The sequence below is a fragment of the Psychroflexus salinarum genome, from assembly GCF_042677225.1.
GTDB classification, from domain to species: Bacteria; Bacteroidota; Bacteroidia; order Flavobacteriales; family Flavobacteriaceae; genus Psychroflexus; species Psychroflexus salinarum.
In genome coordinates this window covers 25,170-39,018 of sequence record NZ_JBHTIV010000006.1, presented here as the reverse complement: position 1 = coordinate 39,018, position 13,849 = coordinate 25,170, and the positions used below count along the sequence as shown (strand labels likewise).

Sequence of the window (13,849 nt, the reverse complement as noted above, 5' to 3'; positions counted from 1 at the left end):
GGATATAAAAAAAGGCGTTGCGAATAGCAACACCTTTATATTGTGAAATCAATCAATCATTTTATCGTTTTCTTAAACTCATTTCAGAAGAAACACTCAATTTCTTTCTTCCTTTTGCTCTTCTTCTCTTTAGAACTTTACGACCATTTACAGAAGACATTCTTTCTCTGAATCCGTGTTTGTTCTTTCTCTTTTTATTGGAAGGTTGAAAAGTTCTTTTCATTGTTTTATGACTTTAAAAGTATTATCTATTTTTTTGAAAACTGCGTGCAAATATACGATTCATTTTTATTTTTACAAGTCTTGAAGTAAAGTTTTTTTCATTTGTTTTTGCTAGATTTGCATCTAAATATTTAAGCATGTTTAACAAGAACTTCAAACTCATCATAGCAGGACTAATTATTGCTTTAGGTGTTTATCAATTTGTAGAAAGTAATATAGGAAATGGTATAACACTTATCCTACTCTCTGGTATATTTATATTCTTATATTTTAAAAACGAAATGATCTTATTAGCATTTTTGAGATTGAGAAAACAGGATTTTGAAGGTGCTCGTAAATGGCTTGACAAAATTAAAAATCCTGAAACAGCTCTAACTCAAAAGCAACAGGGTTATTTTAATTACATACACGGTTTACTGCTATCACAAACAAATATGACTAAGGCTGAAAAATATTTCAAAAGAGCCATAAAGCTTGGTTTGTCCATGAAACAAGATTTAGCAATGGCGAAATTGAATTTAGCTGGAATTGCGATGACCAAACGCAGAAAGCGTGAAGCTCAACTTCTACTGAAAGAAGCAAAATCCCTGGATAAGCATGGAATGTTAAATGAGCAAATCCAGATGATGAAGAAGCAGATGAAACGCTTCTAAATCATTTATCTACAATACTTTTTTCTAAAATTGGATGGCGACAACCCAGAATGTTTTACGAATGCATTTGTAAAACTAGAATTGGATGTATAACCAAGATCAAAAGCTATTTCTTTTACCGTTTGATAAGTGTTTTTAAGTTTTGAGGAAGCCAATTTCATCTTTTCATCAAAAATGTATTGATAAGGGGTCATGCCAACTTCTTTTGCAAATTCTCTTATAAAATGAAACTTACTCCACCCAGAAACTCTTATTAGTTCATCTGTCTTAATTTCTTGATTGATATTGGTATCAATATACTCTAGAGCCCGCTTTATCGGTTTAGAGTACTTACTTTCTTCCTGTTGTTCTTCAGGATTTGTGACATCATCTTGGCTTGCTTTTTTATTGTAAAGGGCAAGTTCTATATTATTAATAATATCTATTTCTCTGAAAGGTTTTGATAAATAACCAACAGGTTTTGTGGTTTGTATTCTCTTTAGGGTTTCAATATCAGTATACCCTGTTATATAAATGAATGGGATGTCAGCTTTTGAATTTAGATATGAACCGATCTGAATACCTTCATATTTCTTGTCAAGATCAATATCCAAAAGAATAAGTTCTGGCTTGAAAGTGTCGAGGTTTTTTATGCAGCAGGCATAGCTATCACAGATATTTACATCAAAGCCATTTTTATCTAAAATGGTTTTTATTTCATAAGAAACGAGTTTATCGTCTTCAACTACTAGTACTTTTGTTTTCATAGGATTGGGAATGATAGTCTTACAAATTTCTTTTTATAATCAAATTTACCTTTTAGCTGCAAAACCATAAGGTCAAAAATCTTGTATTGATCTTTAAATAATTCCTGAAAATTCTCATGGTTTTCTATACTAGAAAAAGAAAATTTCAATAATACATTTTTGTCTTTATGTGAGATCTCAATATTGAGATTGTCATCAAGACTTTTTCTAAAGTCATTTATTTCTACAAGAATATAACTCAAAAGCAACAAATCATCAACATCTACATCAACTTCTGAAACTTCTAATAAATCGAAATCAATTTTTGGAGTTGAAGTTTTGAGATATTGAAAAAATTGAAGGAAAAAAGATTGAAGAGATACTGAAGAATCATTTGAAAGTGATTCACCTTTATTACTTCTGTAATATAAATCATAAACGTGTGTTAGGGCAAAAACTCTATCTACAATTACTTTTTTATCATCAAAATAAGACCTGTTAGTAGAGGTCTGGATATTCATCAAACTAAGTTGGGTTTGTAGATTATTTTTGAATCTGTGAAGTGTTTTGTCTAGTACTTCCCTAAGTTTTTCATGATCTTCTTTGATTTCATTGGTCATAAAATGAATTTCTAAAAAATTGGTTAAAGCAAATATAATACATTAAAAACAATCTGTTTATAATAATTGCTAAATAGACAGAAAGATTGATTAAGCAAATCGTAATTAAATTTCTTAAATTTAAAAAAGTAACTAATATCTAATTCAAATTGAAAAAAATTATGCTATTATTTTTTTTTTCTTTCCCGGTTTTCTCCCAAAATATTGAGGAAATCGACAGCATCCTTTTTTCAGAAATGTTAGCTATTCATCATGAAGATTTCCAACGAAAATCTTCTTTAAATTTCCATCTTGGAAATCATGAAGCTTCAGAAGAATATTTCAACTCCCTGGTTGATAATAAATTGAAAGGTACTTTTTTGGATAATTTCAAAGTTTCTGGTATTAATGAAAAGATTAATCACATTTATGAAATTGAAAAGCCTTTTTATCTTATGAGCTACTCTTCATGGTGTGTTCCAAGTAATGGTGAACTAGAAGCTCTAGAGCTATTAATTGATAAACATTCTGACTGGATGGACTTTGTTCTTATTTTGTGGGATAAAAAAGTGGATGCTAAGAAGTTTGCGAAGCAATTTCATCCAAAAACTAAAGTATTATACGTTAATGAATTAAGTAATACTGAAACCAAAACAATAAAAATGCTAAAACATAAACTAGGTATGCCTATTTCCTTGACTATATGTAGTGATAAAATAATTCTAAATATCAGGAAAAATACCCAAGTACATCCTACTGTAGACAAAGAAATAGCTATGCAAAAGTGTTATAAAAATATTTCTAATGACATTATGCTATTACGAAAACATGAAGATTTTTGATTATTGACTAAAAAATATTCTCAATCCGAAAACAATCAAAAACATCTCCTATAATTCGTTTTAGCAATTTTCATTTAGATTTAAGGTCTAATTTTGATCCTAAATAACCTTCTACAATAAACGTTACAGCCATGACTAAGGTATGCATACTTCAGAATGAAACTTCCAACCCTGATAATAATTATAAGCTGCTGCAAGTGTTTCTGTAACAGCTAATACTGCGAGACTTGTTCCTTGAGCTTGATATTATGAAAAATCTAAAAGCAAAACAATATTAAATATAAAATGACAACTCCCCTACTCTTAAAATACCACTTGAAAATCCAGCAAGTAAACCTAAAGTGACAAATATTTAAATCGTTTACAAACTCATTGAATTAATAAATTTATTTTAAAACTTTAATATCATATACCTTACTGGAGTAATTGTCTAAATGCTTGTCTCTTAACCATGGATTATGAATCTTCAATGATTTATAATTCATTTCAAATTTTTCTGCGAATCTTACAAAATCAGTTACCGCAGTATCCACTTCTACAGTCTTAATGGGTTCTATTTCATAAAGATCTTTTTCCTCATATTTAAAACCAAAATCTTCTGCATTAGACAAAATATGCTTTAGAGCTATAATTCTGAAAACATATCTAGACGTTTCTGGATTCAGCAGTAAATCATAGTAATCTTGTACTTCTTGACGTTTCAGCTCTCTTGAAACCCCAGTATTTCCAGCATTATAAGCTGCCGCTGCAAGAGTCCATGTTCCAAAGCGTTCTTTAGAATTTTTAAAGTATTGGCAAGCCACCCTCGTAGCTTTTTCAATATGATAACGTTCATCAACATTATTGTTTACTTCAAGTCCATATTCCTGAGCTGTAGCTTTCATGATCTGCCAAAAACCCGTAGCTCCAGCAGGAGAAACAACATGTTCCAAACCACTTTCTGCTACTGCGAGATATTTAAAATCATCAGGAATATCGTATTCTTTAAGAATAGGTTCTATGATCGGAAAGTATTTATGAGCTCTTTTTATAAGTAGCAAAGCATTGGATTGCCAGTAGGTATTTACCAACAACTCTTTATCCAATCTTTCTTTAACGTCAGGGATTTCAAGAGGTGTTCTTTCCCCTGCAAAATCAATTTTCTCTGGAAGTTCTAATGCGAATACATTGTAATCATTTTTAAAACTCTTTTCAGGGTTTTTGTTTACAGTTTCTTCTTCGTCTAAACCTATAAAACTTGTAATTGCAAAATAGGTTCCTAATGTCAATGTTATTATCCCTAATGTAAATATTGATTTTTTGAAAAAAGTGTCTAATTTCATGCTATATTTTTTATGTTTTTATTTTTCCTTCTGTTATTAGTTCTGGTAAATGTTTATTGAACCACTTGTATTTGTTTAAAATCATGATATGAGTTCCTTTCGGGATGACAATACAATTCTTAATATTTTTGATTGGAAAAACCAAGTCTTCGTCTCCGTGAATGTGTATTATGCCCTTAATAGGTTCTTCTTGTCTCCAACATAACATTTCTTCAATTGCCCAATCTAAATACTCTTTGTCATTTACAGACAAGTATTGTTGATAGAGTTTTAGTCTTTTTCTTATCAAATTACCTACTGGTAATTTTTCTATATGTGCTATATAATCCAGTAAACTAGTCGGTAAAATTTTATAAACTCCTGTGTCTCTGGCTATTTTCATTCGTCTTGGAAGCTCATGTTTAGTCTTCACACTTGAAATAATAATAAGCCTTTTTATAGTTACAAATTTACTCATTTCTTCTACCAAAACTCCACCAAAAGAAACCCCAATAAGCACAATAGGCTCATTTTTAACAACTTCTTCTACCATTCGTTTTGCATAAGATGAAAGCGGCTCATCCTTATTTGGAATTTTCCATGATAACCAAATTATTTGATATTTATCTTTAGGCAATTCTATCCTTTCAAATATACTTGGATTTGCTGCCATTCCCGGCATCATATACACATTAATCACTTCTTATTGTTTTGATTTGAGGGCTACTTGCAAAAATAGGTTATAAATTTATTGTTTACCTTTGTTGATTAATAAATTATACACAATTCGCTAAGATTTGTGTAGTTTAACAGATTTTAAAATTTATAAATCTTTGAAATATGGAAAAAGAATTTGATGTTACTAAAAATGAGTTTCAAAGACAATACGAAACTAAAATTGACGATGAACTTTTAGCAGTTGAATTTTCTGAACACGATCGTAAAATATTTTTAACTAAATTAACTGTACCTGAAAAATATATTGATTCTGAAATTCAAAATCAATTCATTTCAAAAATCTTAGATAGCTTTATTGATACACGTATCAAGGTTATGCCTACGTCACCTGAAGTAGCTAAATTCTTCAGAAGAAACAGACTAAAATATAAAGATTTACTCCCTACAGGAATCACAATTTAAGTAATCCAACTATAATCTGATTCTAGCTTTCAACAATTGATAAGCAAATGGTATTATCCCTTTTAATATCAATTTGTTTACTTAAATTCGCGCGTTGAAATCGCTATGAAGAAAAAAGAAGAATTTATTGAAGTCCTCGGGGCTAGAGTACATAATTTAAAAGACATTGACGTAAAAATTCCAAGAAATAAACTTGTGGTCATCACTGGTTTATCGGGTTCTGGAAAATCGTCTCTTGCCTTTGATACTATTTATGCTGAAGGACAACGCCGTTACATCGAAACCTTTTCTGCCTACGCCAGGCAATTCCTGGGTGGTTTAGAACGTCCAGATGTAGACAAAATTGATGGTCTTTCTCCCGTAATAGCCATTGAGCAAAAAACCACTTCAAAAAGTCCCCGAAGTACTGTCGGGACAATTACTGAAATTTACGATTTTTTAAGACTTCTATTTGCCAGAGTTGGAACCGCTTACAGTTATAAAACTGGTGAAAAGATGGTAAGTTTTACCGATGAGCAAATTCAGAATAAAATTATTGAAGATTTTGAAGGAAAAAGAGTCAATATACTCGCTCCTGTCATACGTTCCAGAAAAGGTCATTACAGAGAACTATTTGAACAAGTTGCCAAACAAGGTTTTGTAAAAGTCAGGATTGACGGTGAAATAAAGGACATCGAGAAAGGTATGAAAGTGGATCGTTATAAAATCCACGATATTGAAGTAGTTGTTGATAGGCTAAAGATTGATAAGGATATCAATACCAATAAAAGATTAAGCGAAAGTATTACCACTGCCATGAAGCAAGGTAATAATGTGATGATGATTTTGGAGCACGGAAAAGAAGATCCAAAATTCTTTAGTCGTAATCTCATGTGTCCAACCACTGGCATCTCCTACCCCAATCCAGAGCCAAATAACTTTTCTTTCAACTCACCAAAAGGTGCATGTCCTAGGTGCAACGGTCTCGGAGAAGTTTATGAAATTAATTTAGAGAGAATTGTTCCAGACCCAACTTTATCCATTAAAGCTGGTGGTATAGAACCTCATGGTAAGGAAAAGAAGAACAACTGGGTGTTTAAGCAATTGCGTTCTATTGCAGAACATTTTGATTTTGAGTTAACAGATCCGATTGAAAAAATTCCGAAAGAAGCTTTAGAAGTTATTCTACATGGTGGAAAAGCTAATTTCAAGAAATACAGCGAGACCTCTAAGGTGAGTAAGACGCTGAGTTATAATTTTGAAGGTGTTGCTAAATTCATTGAAGATACTTTTCATCAAAAAGAATCTTCTGCAGCCTTAAAACGCTGGGCAAAGAGATACATGGATAAAAAACCATGTGAAACTTGCCAAGGAAGTCGATTGAAAAAAGAATCGCTTTATTATAAAATAGACGAGAAAAACATGGCAGAAATCGTCAATATGGATGTTGATGAATTAGTCGTTTTCTTTAAAGGTTTACACAAAAGACTTGGTAAAAGCGAACAAAAAATAGCCGAAGAAATTATTAAAGAGATAAAAACCAGACTTTCTTTTCTTGAAGATGTAGGTCTTAATTATCTAAATTTAAATCGCGGTTCTAAAACCTTATCAGGTGGAGAAGCCCAACGTATCCGATTAGCAACACAAATTGGCTCACAACTGGTCGGTGTTTTGTACATTCTCGATGAGCCGAGCATTGGTCTTCATCAACGCGATAATGAAAAACTGATCAATTCTTTGGTTGCTTTACGTGATGTTGGAAACTCCATTATTGTGGTGGAACACGATAAGGATATGATAGAAAGAGCTGATCATGTAATCGATATTGGTCCGCATGCAGGGAAGAATGGAGGAAGAATCATAAGTGAAGGCGATCCCAAGACGATTTTAAAACACGACACCCTCACTGCTGATTACCTTTCAGGAAAACGAGAAATCGAAATTCCTGAAAAAAGAAGAAGAGGAAATGGTAAGCATCTGCACTTACTAAATGCAACCGGAAATAATCTGAAAGATGTCTCAATAAAAATTCCACTTGGCAAACTTATAGTCGTCACGGGTGTTTCAGGAAGTGGTAAATCGACTTTAATTAATGATACTTTATATCCAGTTTTGAACAATCATTTTTTCAATGGAAAAATGGAAGCGCTTCCTCATAAAACGGTGAGAGGCCTTAAACATCTGGATAAAGTTATCGACATTAACCAATCTCCAATTGGAAGAACACCGCGTTCTAACCCTGCAACTTATACCGGTGTGTTTGGTGAAATACGCAGCTTATTTGCCAAAACTCCAGAAGCTCTTATTAGAGGTTACAAACCTGGCAGATTTAGTTTCAATGTAAAAGGCGGTCGTTGTGAAACTTGTGGTGGCGCTGGTGTTAAGGTGATTGAGATGAACTTTCTACCAGATGTGTATGTAGAATGTGAGACCTGTATGGGTAAACGGTTTAATCGTGAAACTTTAGAAATACGTTACAAAGGAAAATCTATAAGTGATGTTTTAGAAATGACTATTGACGAGGCTACATCATTTTTTGAACCTATCCCAAAGATTCATAGAAAATTAAAAACTATAAAAGATGTTGGTCTTGGTTATATTACCTTAGGGCAGCAAAGCACGACCCTATCGGGTGGTGAAGCACAACGAATTAAGCTAGCTACAGAATTATCTAAAATAAGCACTGGAAATACGTTTTATATTTTGGATGAACCTACAACTGGTCTTCATTTTGAAGATATTCGCGTTTTAATGGAAGTCCTCCAAAAATTAGTTGAAAAAGGAAATTCTGTTTTAATTATTGAACATAATATGGATGTAATTAAACTTGCAGACTATATTTTTGACATTGGATATGAAGGTGGTAAAAAAGGTGGTGAATTAGTTGCTAAAGGAACTCCAGAGCAAATTATTAAAAATAAAAAAAGCTATACTGCTCAATTTTTAAAGAAAGAATTAAATTTATAAAAAACAAAATGGTCGACAAACATCCTAAAAACTGGAACGAAATAAAGACAAATGACAGCTGGGCATTGTTCAAAATCATGAGCGAATTTGTTCATGGTTATGAGCGTTTAAGCGAGATTGGTCCTTGTGTTTCTATTTTTGGTTCTGCAAGAACAAAACCTGGCGAAAAATACTATGAGCTAGCTGTTAAAGTAGCCAGCAAAATTGTAGAACAGGGTTATGGAATTATAACTGGAGGCGGACCTGGCATTATGGAAGCTGCAAATAAAGGAGCAAATTTAGAAGGTGGTACTTCTGTTGGTCTTAATATTGACTTGCCTTTTGAACAACACGATAATCCATATGTAGACTCTGATAAAAATCTTGATTTTGATTATTTCTTCGTCAGAAAAGTGATGTTTGTGAAATATTCTCAAGGCTTTGTAGTTTTACCAGGTGGTTTCGGAACTCTGGATGAACTTTTTGAAGCAATTACACTTATCCAAACTGGAAAAATAGCTAAATTTCCAATCATATTAGTTGGTACCGAGTTTTGGGGTGGGCTGCTAGATTGGATTAAATCAACATTAGCTGAAAAACTCAGAACAGTACATATAGAAGATCTTGATCTCATTGATCTCGTTGACACAGAAGACGAAGTTGTTGAAATCCTTGAGAATTTTTATAATAAGTACGACTTAAGTCCGAATTTTTAATTCATGAAAAAAATAAAGTTTTTATTTTTTGTTTTTCTTTTTACTCAGATTAGTTTTGGACAAGCAGAAATTAAAACTATGTTCTATAACTTATTGAATTTTTCAAGTGCTCCACCTGCAAACCGACTTGAAATCTTAAATTCAATATTGAGCACTTATGAGCCTGATTTATTTATGGTCTGTGAAATTGAATCTCAAATAGATGCTCAAAATATTTTGAAAAAGTCATTTAACTACACGACTGCTAAAATGGCTCAATCTCCCTTTCTATTTAATACTTCGGGAGCGTCTTTAATTCATCAATTAGTCTATTACAACTCTGAAAAGTTTAAATTAAATTATACAAATCAAATTGAGACTAATATAAGAAGCATAAATCACTATAGCTTTGAATTGAAGACCAACTCTAATATTGCACTAGAAGTTTTTGTAGCTCACTTCAAAGCTTCTCGAGGTGAACAGAATGAAGTCGAACGCCTTTATGAAGCACAGCAGTTTATTAATTATATAGACGAATTTTCTTCAGATACAAACATACTTTTTGCTGGTGATTTTAATCTTTACTCTTCATCTGAGCCTGCTTTTCAAACCTTATTGAACGGTACAGAGAATATAAAAATACTAGATCCTATAGATTCTTCTGGAGATTGGAATAACAACTCAGCTTTTGCTGGTATTCATACCCAAAGTACTCGCATAAGCAATGCAGAATTTGATGATTTTGGAGCTGGTGGGGGTTTAGATGATAGGTTTGATATGATGTTAATTTCAGATGTAATGAATTCAGAAGCAAACAATATCACCTATATTGAAGATAGTTATAAAGCCTGGGGAAATAATGCTAATTGTTTTAATAGCAATATTAACAGTGCTGATTGTAGTGGTGTATTTAGTCTAGAATTAAGAGAATGGCTTTATCAAATGAGTGACCATTTACCTGTTGTAATGGATTTGAAAATTAATGATGAATTTTTATCTACTAACAGTTACGATTTCTCAAATTCAGTCACGTTTATATCTGGAAATATTGTTTCAAAAGTACTCGATTTAAAGTTTTCTTCAGAATTGCTTTATAAAACAACAAGAATTTATAATACTTTAGGGCAAGAAGTTTTTAACTTTATTGTTTATGATATTAACGAAACAATTGACACTTCCACTATGTCTAGTGGCATATATTATATAAAAGTAGGACAGTTACCATTAATAAAAAAATTTTACATAAACCATTGAAAACTAACATCTTATTTTACGCTCTATTATCACTCTCTTTTTTCTCTATCTCAAGTGTAGCTCAAAATAAGATTAAAGCAGATATTCTTACCTCTGAAGATCTCAAAATACTCACCGTAGTCCAAACTATCACTTTCGAAAATACAAGTGATAAACCTTTAAGCTCAATTTTTCTATACAATTGGTTAAATGCGTTTTCAGACAAAGAGAGTCCACTTGCTAAACGTTATGCGCAAGAATTTGTCCGTAGATTTCACTTTGCGTCAAGTTATGAAAGAGGAGGTACAACTATCAATTCTTTGTCAATCCCAAACATAAATTCAGAATGGAAGTTTGTTGAAGGTCAAGTGGATTTAATTCAAATCGATATAGATAAGTTATTACTACCTGGTGAATCTATAAATATAAATCTTAATTATTCTCTTATTGTTCCAGATCAAAAATTTACAGGATTTGGATGGAATGAACGTGAACTGAACTTGAAACAATGGCTCATATTACCTGCAATTCTTGAACAAGATTGGGTTTTATACAGTCATAAAGACTTAAATGATTATCCACTACAAAAGTTGGACTATGACTTAAATTTTGAATTTCCAAACACTTATTCAGTAAAATCCATATTCAGCCAAAGAAAATTAAAAAGTCCACTGACTGGTTTTCAAAAATTGAAGCTTGAGGGTAAAGATTTAGTTGGTTCTACCCTTTTTGTAAAGCGAATTGATAATTTTGAATCCATCCAAACAGACCATGTTAAGGTTTACACTAACCTCAAGGATAGCGAACTAAGGCCTGAAATTGAGGCTTTAATTTTGGATAGAATTGTATATTTTCTTGAAGAACAATTTGGAGAATTTGGTTTTGAAACCATGATGGTAACCGAAGAAGATTATAACCTATCACCCGTTTATGGTCTTAATCAATTACCAAGTTTTATAAGACCATTTCCTGATGGTTTTCAATATGATCTTAAAGTTTTTAAAACACTTACGGATCAATACTTAAGACGCTCTCTGTTAACTAATACAAGAGAAAATCAATGGTTTCTTGATGCTATATTAGTAAAAATGATGATGGATTATGTAGAAACATACTATCCAGATGTCAATTTACTTGGTACATTCTCAAACTTTTTAGGGGTGAGATGGTTTCATGCCTCAGACTTAATGTTTAACGACAGATATAAATTCATTCATGAAACAACAATTCGTCAAAATCTAGGACAACCAGTTGATTTTCCGCAAGACAGCCTTCTTAAATTTAATCAGAAGCTATCCAACCCTTATAAAGGGGGGCTTGGATTCAAATATTTAGAAGATTATTTAGGTAAAGATATCGTAAATAAAAGTCTGAAAATTTACTTTAATAAAAATAGCATAGAACGCTCTGAACCAGCTGATTATTTTGAAATACTTTCTTCCCTAACTAAAAAAGATATCGACTGGTTTCAATCCAATTATTTAGGTAGTCAAAAAGATATTGATTTTAAAATCAAGAATATTAAAAAATCTTCGGATTCTCTTAGAGTCGAAATCCTAAATAAAACTAGAAATGCAATGCCCGTTGCCGTTTATCAACTAAAAGATGATCGCATAATTTCAAAAGACTGGGTAAATGCATTTAAAAAAGACACAATTGTTTATATAAAGGATCTGGGTAGCGATCAAGTTGCTTTAAATTATGAAGAAATCATTCCTGAATTCAACCCTAGAAACAACTTCAAAAGCCGAGGAAAACTACTCAATAAACCATTCCAGTTTAGGTTATTAGAAGATATTGATGACCCTAAGTACAATCAATTGTTTATTACACCAGAGTTCACTTACAATTTGTACGATGGACTTGCTTTAGGGCCAAAACTATACAACACATCCCTACTTCCAAAACAGTTAAGTTTTAAAATTAATCCTAAATATGGTCTTACAAGCAATGCTCTTGTTGGTGGTGCTTCTATTGACTATACTCAGTTTTTAAAAGGCGAAGAACTTTTTAGCGTGAGGTATGGTTTGACTGGCTCTAGATTTTCTTACAATCAAGATTTATTTTACAAGAGATACTCGGGTTATATTAGTATGACCTATAGACCAGAAGACTTACGGGATAATGCTAGACACGTTTTATCCATAAGAACAGTGAATGTAGATCAAGATGAAAATGAATTTATAGAAACTGAAGAACCGAATTATAATATCTTCAACATACGATATAACTTCTCAGATAAAAATTTAGATCGATTTTTTACAACTTCCGTCGATTATCAGATCGCGCAAAAGTTTAGTAAAGTTTCTTCAACTTTCAGTTTCAGAAAGCTTTTTAACAACAATAGACAGATTAACCTACGCTTTTTTGGAGGGTTATTTTTGTATAATGATACTCAGGATTCCAATTTTTTCAGCTTTGCTTTAGACAGACCCACTGATTATTTATTTGATTATAATTATTACGGAAGAAGTGAAGAAAGTGGTTTATTTAGCCAACAGTTTATCATGGCAGAAGGAGGTTTCAAATCTCAATTTGAAGAAAGATTTGCAGATAAATGGATTGCTTCTACGAATGTAAGTACTACCATTTGGAACTGGATATTTGTTTATGGTGATGCTGGTTTTTTCAAGAATAGTTATAGAGATCCTCAATTTGTATACGATTCTGGTATCAGACTAAGTTTTGTTGAAGACTATTTTGAACTTTACCTCCCCATATACTCAAGCAATGGCTGGGAAATTGGACAGGATAACTATGATCGAAATATAAGATTTATTGTCTCTTTAGATTTGTCCACGATTTTCAAATTGTTTACTAGAAAGTGGTATTAAAATTTCATTATTAAATATTAATACCATTTTTAAAACAAAAAACCTTGAAGCAAATTCAAGGTTCTCATTATATCTTATAAAACTGAAATACTCAATTAGCTTATTAACTTAAGGAATTCATTACGTGTTTCTTGTTTTTTAAATTCACCTCTAAATCCTGAGGTCGTAGTTGCAGAATTTTGTTTTTGCACACCTCTCATCATCATGCACATATGTTGGGCTTCAATAACTATTGCTACTCCTTTAGGCTGTAAAGTATCATTTATGCATTCTAGAATATCATGAGTTAAGCGCTCTTGAACTTGTAATCTTCTCGCAAAAACATCCACAATCCTCGGAATTTTACTTAACCCAACAATTTTTCCATTGGGAATGTAAGCTACATGAACTTTACCAAAAAATGGAAGCATATGGTGTTCGCAGAGAGAATATAATTCAATATCTTTAATCAAAACCATGTCATCATAATCTTCTTCAAACATAGCTCCTAATAAAATTTTCTGAGGATCCATTTCGTAGCCCTGAGTCAAAAACTGCATAGCTTTCGCTGCGCGTTCTGGTGTTTTTAGTATTCCATTTCTAGATGGATCTTCACCAATATTTTCAATTATTGATAAGTAATTTGACTTTATTTCGTCAACAAAAGGCTGTGTATATTCTTCGTAGGTTTTGTAAGACAT

Annotated in this window: 13 protein-coding genes; 7 read left to right on the top strand and 6 right to left on the bottom strand. The window is 31.9% G+C overall.

All coding sequences use genetic code 11. The annotated features are described in order from the left end of the window. Positions 1 to 61 precede the first annotated feature (61 nt). Positions 62 to 223 carry a 50S ribosomal protein L34 gene (gene rpmH, locus ACFQ0R_RS06005; protein WP_003438882.1) on the bottom strand — a complete coding sequence of 54 codons (162 nt, stop codon included), beginning with the start codon at positions 221 to 223 and terminating at the stop codon, positions 62 to 64. Positions 224 to 359: 136 nt separating this feature from the next. On the opposite strand from rpmH, the gene ACFQ0R_RS06000 reads away from it, so the two are divergent. Next, positions 360 to 875 (top strand): tetratricopeptide repeat protein, encoded by a 516-nt coding sequence (locus ACFQ0R_RS06000; protein ID WP_379657484.1) that lies wholly within the window; start codon positions 360 to 362, stop codon positions 873 to 875. A 5-nt stretch (positions 876 to 880) separates the two neighbouring features. Here ACFQ0R_RS06000 and ACFQ0R_RS05995 read toward each other — a convergent pair whose 3' ends face one another. Then, complete coding sequence (locus ACFQ0R_RS05995; RefSeq protein WP_379657483.1) at positions 881 to 1,621, bottom strand: response regulator transcription factor; 741 nt, start codon at positions 1,619 to 1,621, stop codon at positions 881 to 883. Further along, the gene (locus ACFQ0R_RS05990) at positions 1,618 to 2,220 is read right to left on the bottom strand and encodes a histidine kinase dimerization/phosphoacceptor domain -containing protein (RefSeq protein ID WP_379657482.1); all 603 of its coding nucleotides are present in this window, start codon (positions 2,218 to 2,220) and stop codon (positions 1,618 to 1,620) included. The genes ACFQ0R_RS05995 and ACFQ0R_RS05990 overlap by 4 nt, the downstream gene beginning before the upstream one ends. A gap of 161 nt (positions 2,221 to 2,381) precedes the next feature. On the opposite strand from ACFQ0R_RS05990, the gene ACFQ0R_RS05985 reads away from it, so the two are divergent. Continuing rightward, entirely contained in the window at positions 2,382 to 3,041 is a 660-nt protein-coding gene (locus ACFQ0R_RS05985) for a thioredoxin (RefSeq protein WP_379657481.1), read from the top strand. A 386-nt stretch (positions 3,042 to 3,427) separates the two neighbouring features. On the opposite strand, the gene ACFQ0R_RS05980 is transcribed toward ACFQ0R_RS05985, so the two are convergent. Next, positions 3,428 to 4,363: a lytic transglycosylase domain-containing protein gene (locus tag ACFQ0R_RS05980; protein ID WP_379657480.1), complete on the bottom strand. Its 936-nt coding sequence runs from the start codon at positions 4,361 to 4,363 to the stop codon at positions 3,428 to 3,430. 10 nt (positions 4,364 to 4,373) lie between these two features. Beyond that, positions 4,374 to 5,024, bottom strand: coding sequence for an alpha/beta hydrolase (locus ACFQ0R_RS05975; RefSeq protein WP_379657643.1), 651 nt, complete (start codon positions 5,022 to 5,024; stop codon positions 4,374 to 4,376). A gap of 158 nt (positions 5,025 to 5,182) precedes the next feature. On the opposite strand from ACFQ0R_RS05975, the gene ACFQ0R_RS05970 reads away from it, so the two are divergent. From ACFQ0R_RS05970 to ACFQ0R_RS05950, 5 genes are all read left to right on the top strand, one after another. Then, positions 5,183 to 5,482, top strand: coding sequence for a GNAT family N-acetyltransferase (locus tag ACFQ0R_RS05970; RefSeq protein WP_379657479.1), 300 nt, complete (start codon positions 5,183 to 5,185; stop codon positions 5,480 to 5,482). 105 nt (positions 5,483 to 5,587) lie between these two features. Next, positions 5,588 to 8,428, top strand: a complete 2,841-nt coding sequence (gene uvrA, locus ACFQ0R_RS05965) for an excinuclease ABC subunit UvrA (protein ID WP_379657478.1) — start codon at positions 5,588 to 5,590, stop codon at positions 8,426 to 8,428. A gap of 8 nt (positions 8,429 to 8,436) precedes the next feature. After that, a complete protein-coding gene (locus ACFQ0R_RS05960) occupies positions 8,437 to 9,123 on the top strand; it encodes an LOG family protein (protein ID WP_379657477.1) in 687 nt (228 codons plus the stop codon). A 3-nt stretch (positions 9,124 to 9,126) separates the two neighbouring features. After that, on the top strand, positions 9,127 to 10,356 hold the full coding sequence (locus ACFQ0R_RS05955; protein ID WP_379657476.1) for a T9SS type A sorting domain-containing protein: 1,230 nt from the start codon (positions 9,127 to 9,129) through the stop codon (positions 10,354 to 10,356). After that, on the top strand, positions 10,353 to 13,169 hold the full coding sequence (locus tag ACFQ0R_RS05950) for a metalloprotease (RefSeq protein ID WP_379657475.1): 2,817 nt from the start codon (positions 10,353 to 10,355) through the stop codon (positions 13,167 to 13,169). The genes ACFQ0R_RS05955 and ACFQ0R_RS05950 overlap by 4 nt, the downstream gene beginning before the upstream one ends. Positions 13,170 to 13,264: 95 nt before the next feature. Here ACFQ0R_RS05950 and folE read toward each other — a convergent pair whose 3' ends face one another. Continuing rightward, entirely contained in the window at positions 13,265 to 13,849 is a 585-nt protein-coding gene (gene folE, locus ACFQ0R_RS05945) for a GTP cyclohydrolase I FolE (RefSeq protein WP_379657474.1), read from the bottom strand.

Coding starts and splice junctions, on each gene's coding strand:
- ACFQ0R_RS05970 (WP_379657479.1), top strand. CDS start 5,183: ATGGAAAAAGAATTTGATGTTACTAAAAATGAGTTTCAAAGACAATAC.
- ACFQ0R_RS05995 (WP_379657483.1), bottom strand. CDS start 1,621: ATGAAAACAAAAGTACTAGTAGTTGAAGACGATAAACTCGTTTCTTAT.
- ACFQ0R_RS05960 (WP_379657477.1), top strand. CDS start 8,437: ATGGTCGACAAACATCCTAAAAACTGGAACGAAATAAAGACAAATGAC.
- ACFQ0R_RS05975 (WP_379657643.1), bottom strand. CDS start 5,024: ATGCCGGGAATGGCAGCAAATCCAAGTATATTTGAAAGGATAGAATTG.
- rpmH (WP_003438882.1), bottom strand. CDS start 223: ATGAAAAGAACTTTTCAACCTTCCAATAAAAAGAGAAAGAACAAACAC.
- ACFQ0R_RS05980 (WP_379657480.1), bottom strand. CDS start 4,363: ATGAAATTAGACACTTTTTTCAAAAAATCAATATTTACATTAGGGATA.
- ACFQ0R_RS06000 (WP_379657484.1), top strand. CDS start 360: ATGTTTAACAAGAACTTCAAACTCATCATAGCAGGACTAATTATTGCT.
- ACFQ0R_RS05955 (WP_379657476.1), top strand. CDS start 9,127: ATGAAAAAAATAAAGTTTTTATTTTTTGTTTTTCTTTTTACTCAGATT.
- ACFQ0R_RS05985 (WP_379657481.1), top strand. CDS start 2,382: ATGCTATTATTTTTTTTTTCTTTCCCGGTTTTCTCCCAAAATATTGAG.
- folE (WP_379657474.1), bottom strand. CDS start 13,849: ATGTCTTACAAAACCTACGAAGAATATACACAGCCTTTTGTTGACGAA.
- uvrA (WP_379657478.1), top strand. CDS start 5,588: ATGAAGAAAAAAGAAGAATTTATTGAAGTCCTCGGGGCTAGAGTACAT.
- ACFQ0R_RS05990 (WP_379657482.1), bottom strand. CDS start 2,220: ATGACCAATGAAATCAAAGAAGATCATGAAAAACTTAGGGAAGTACTA.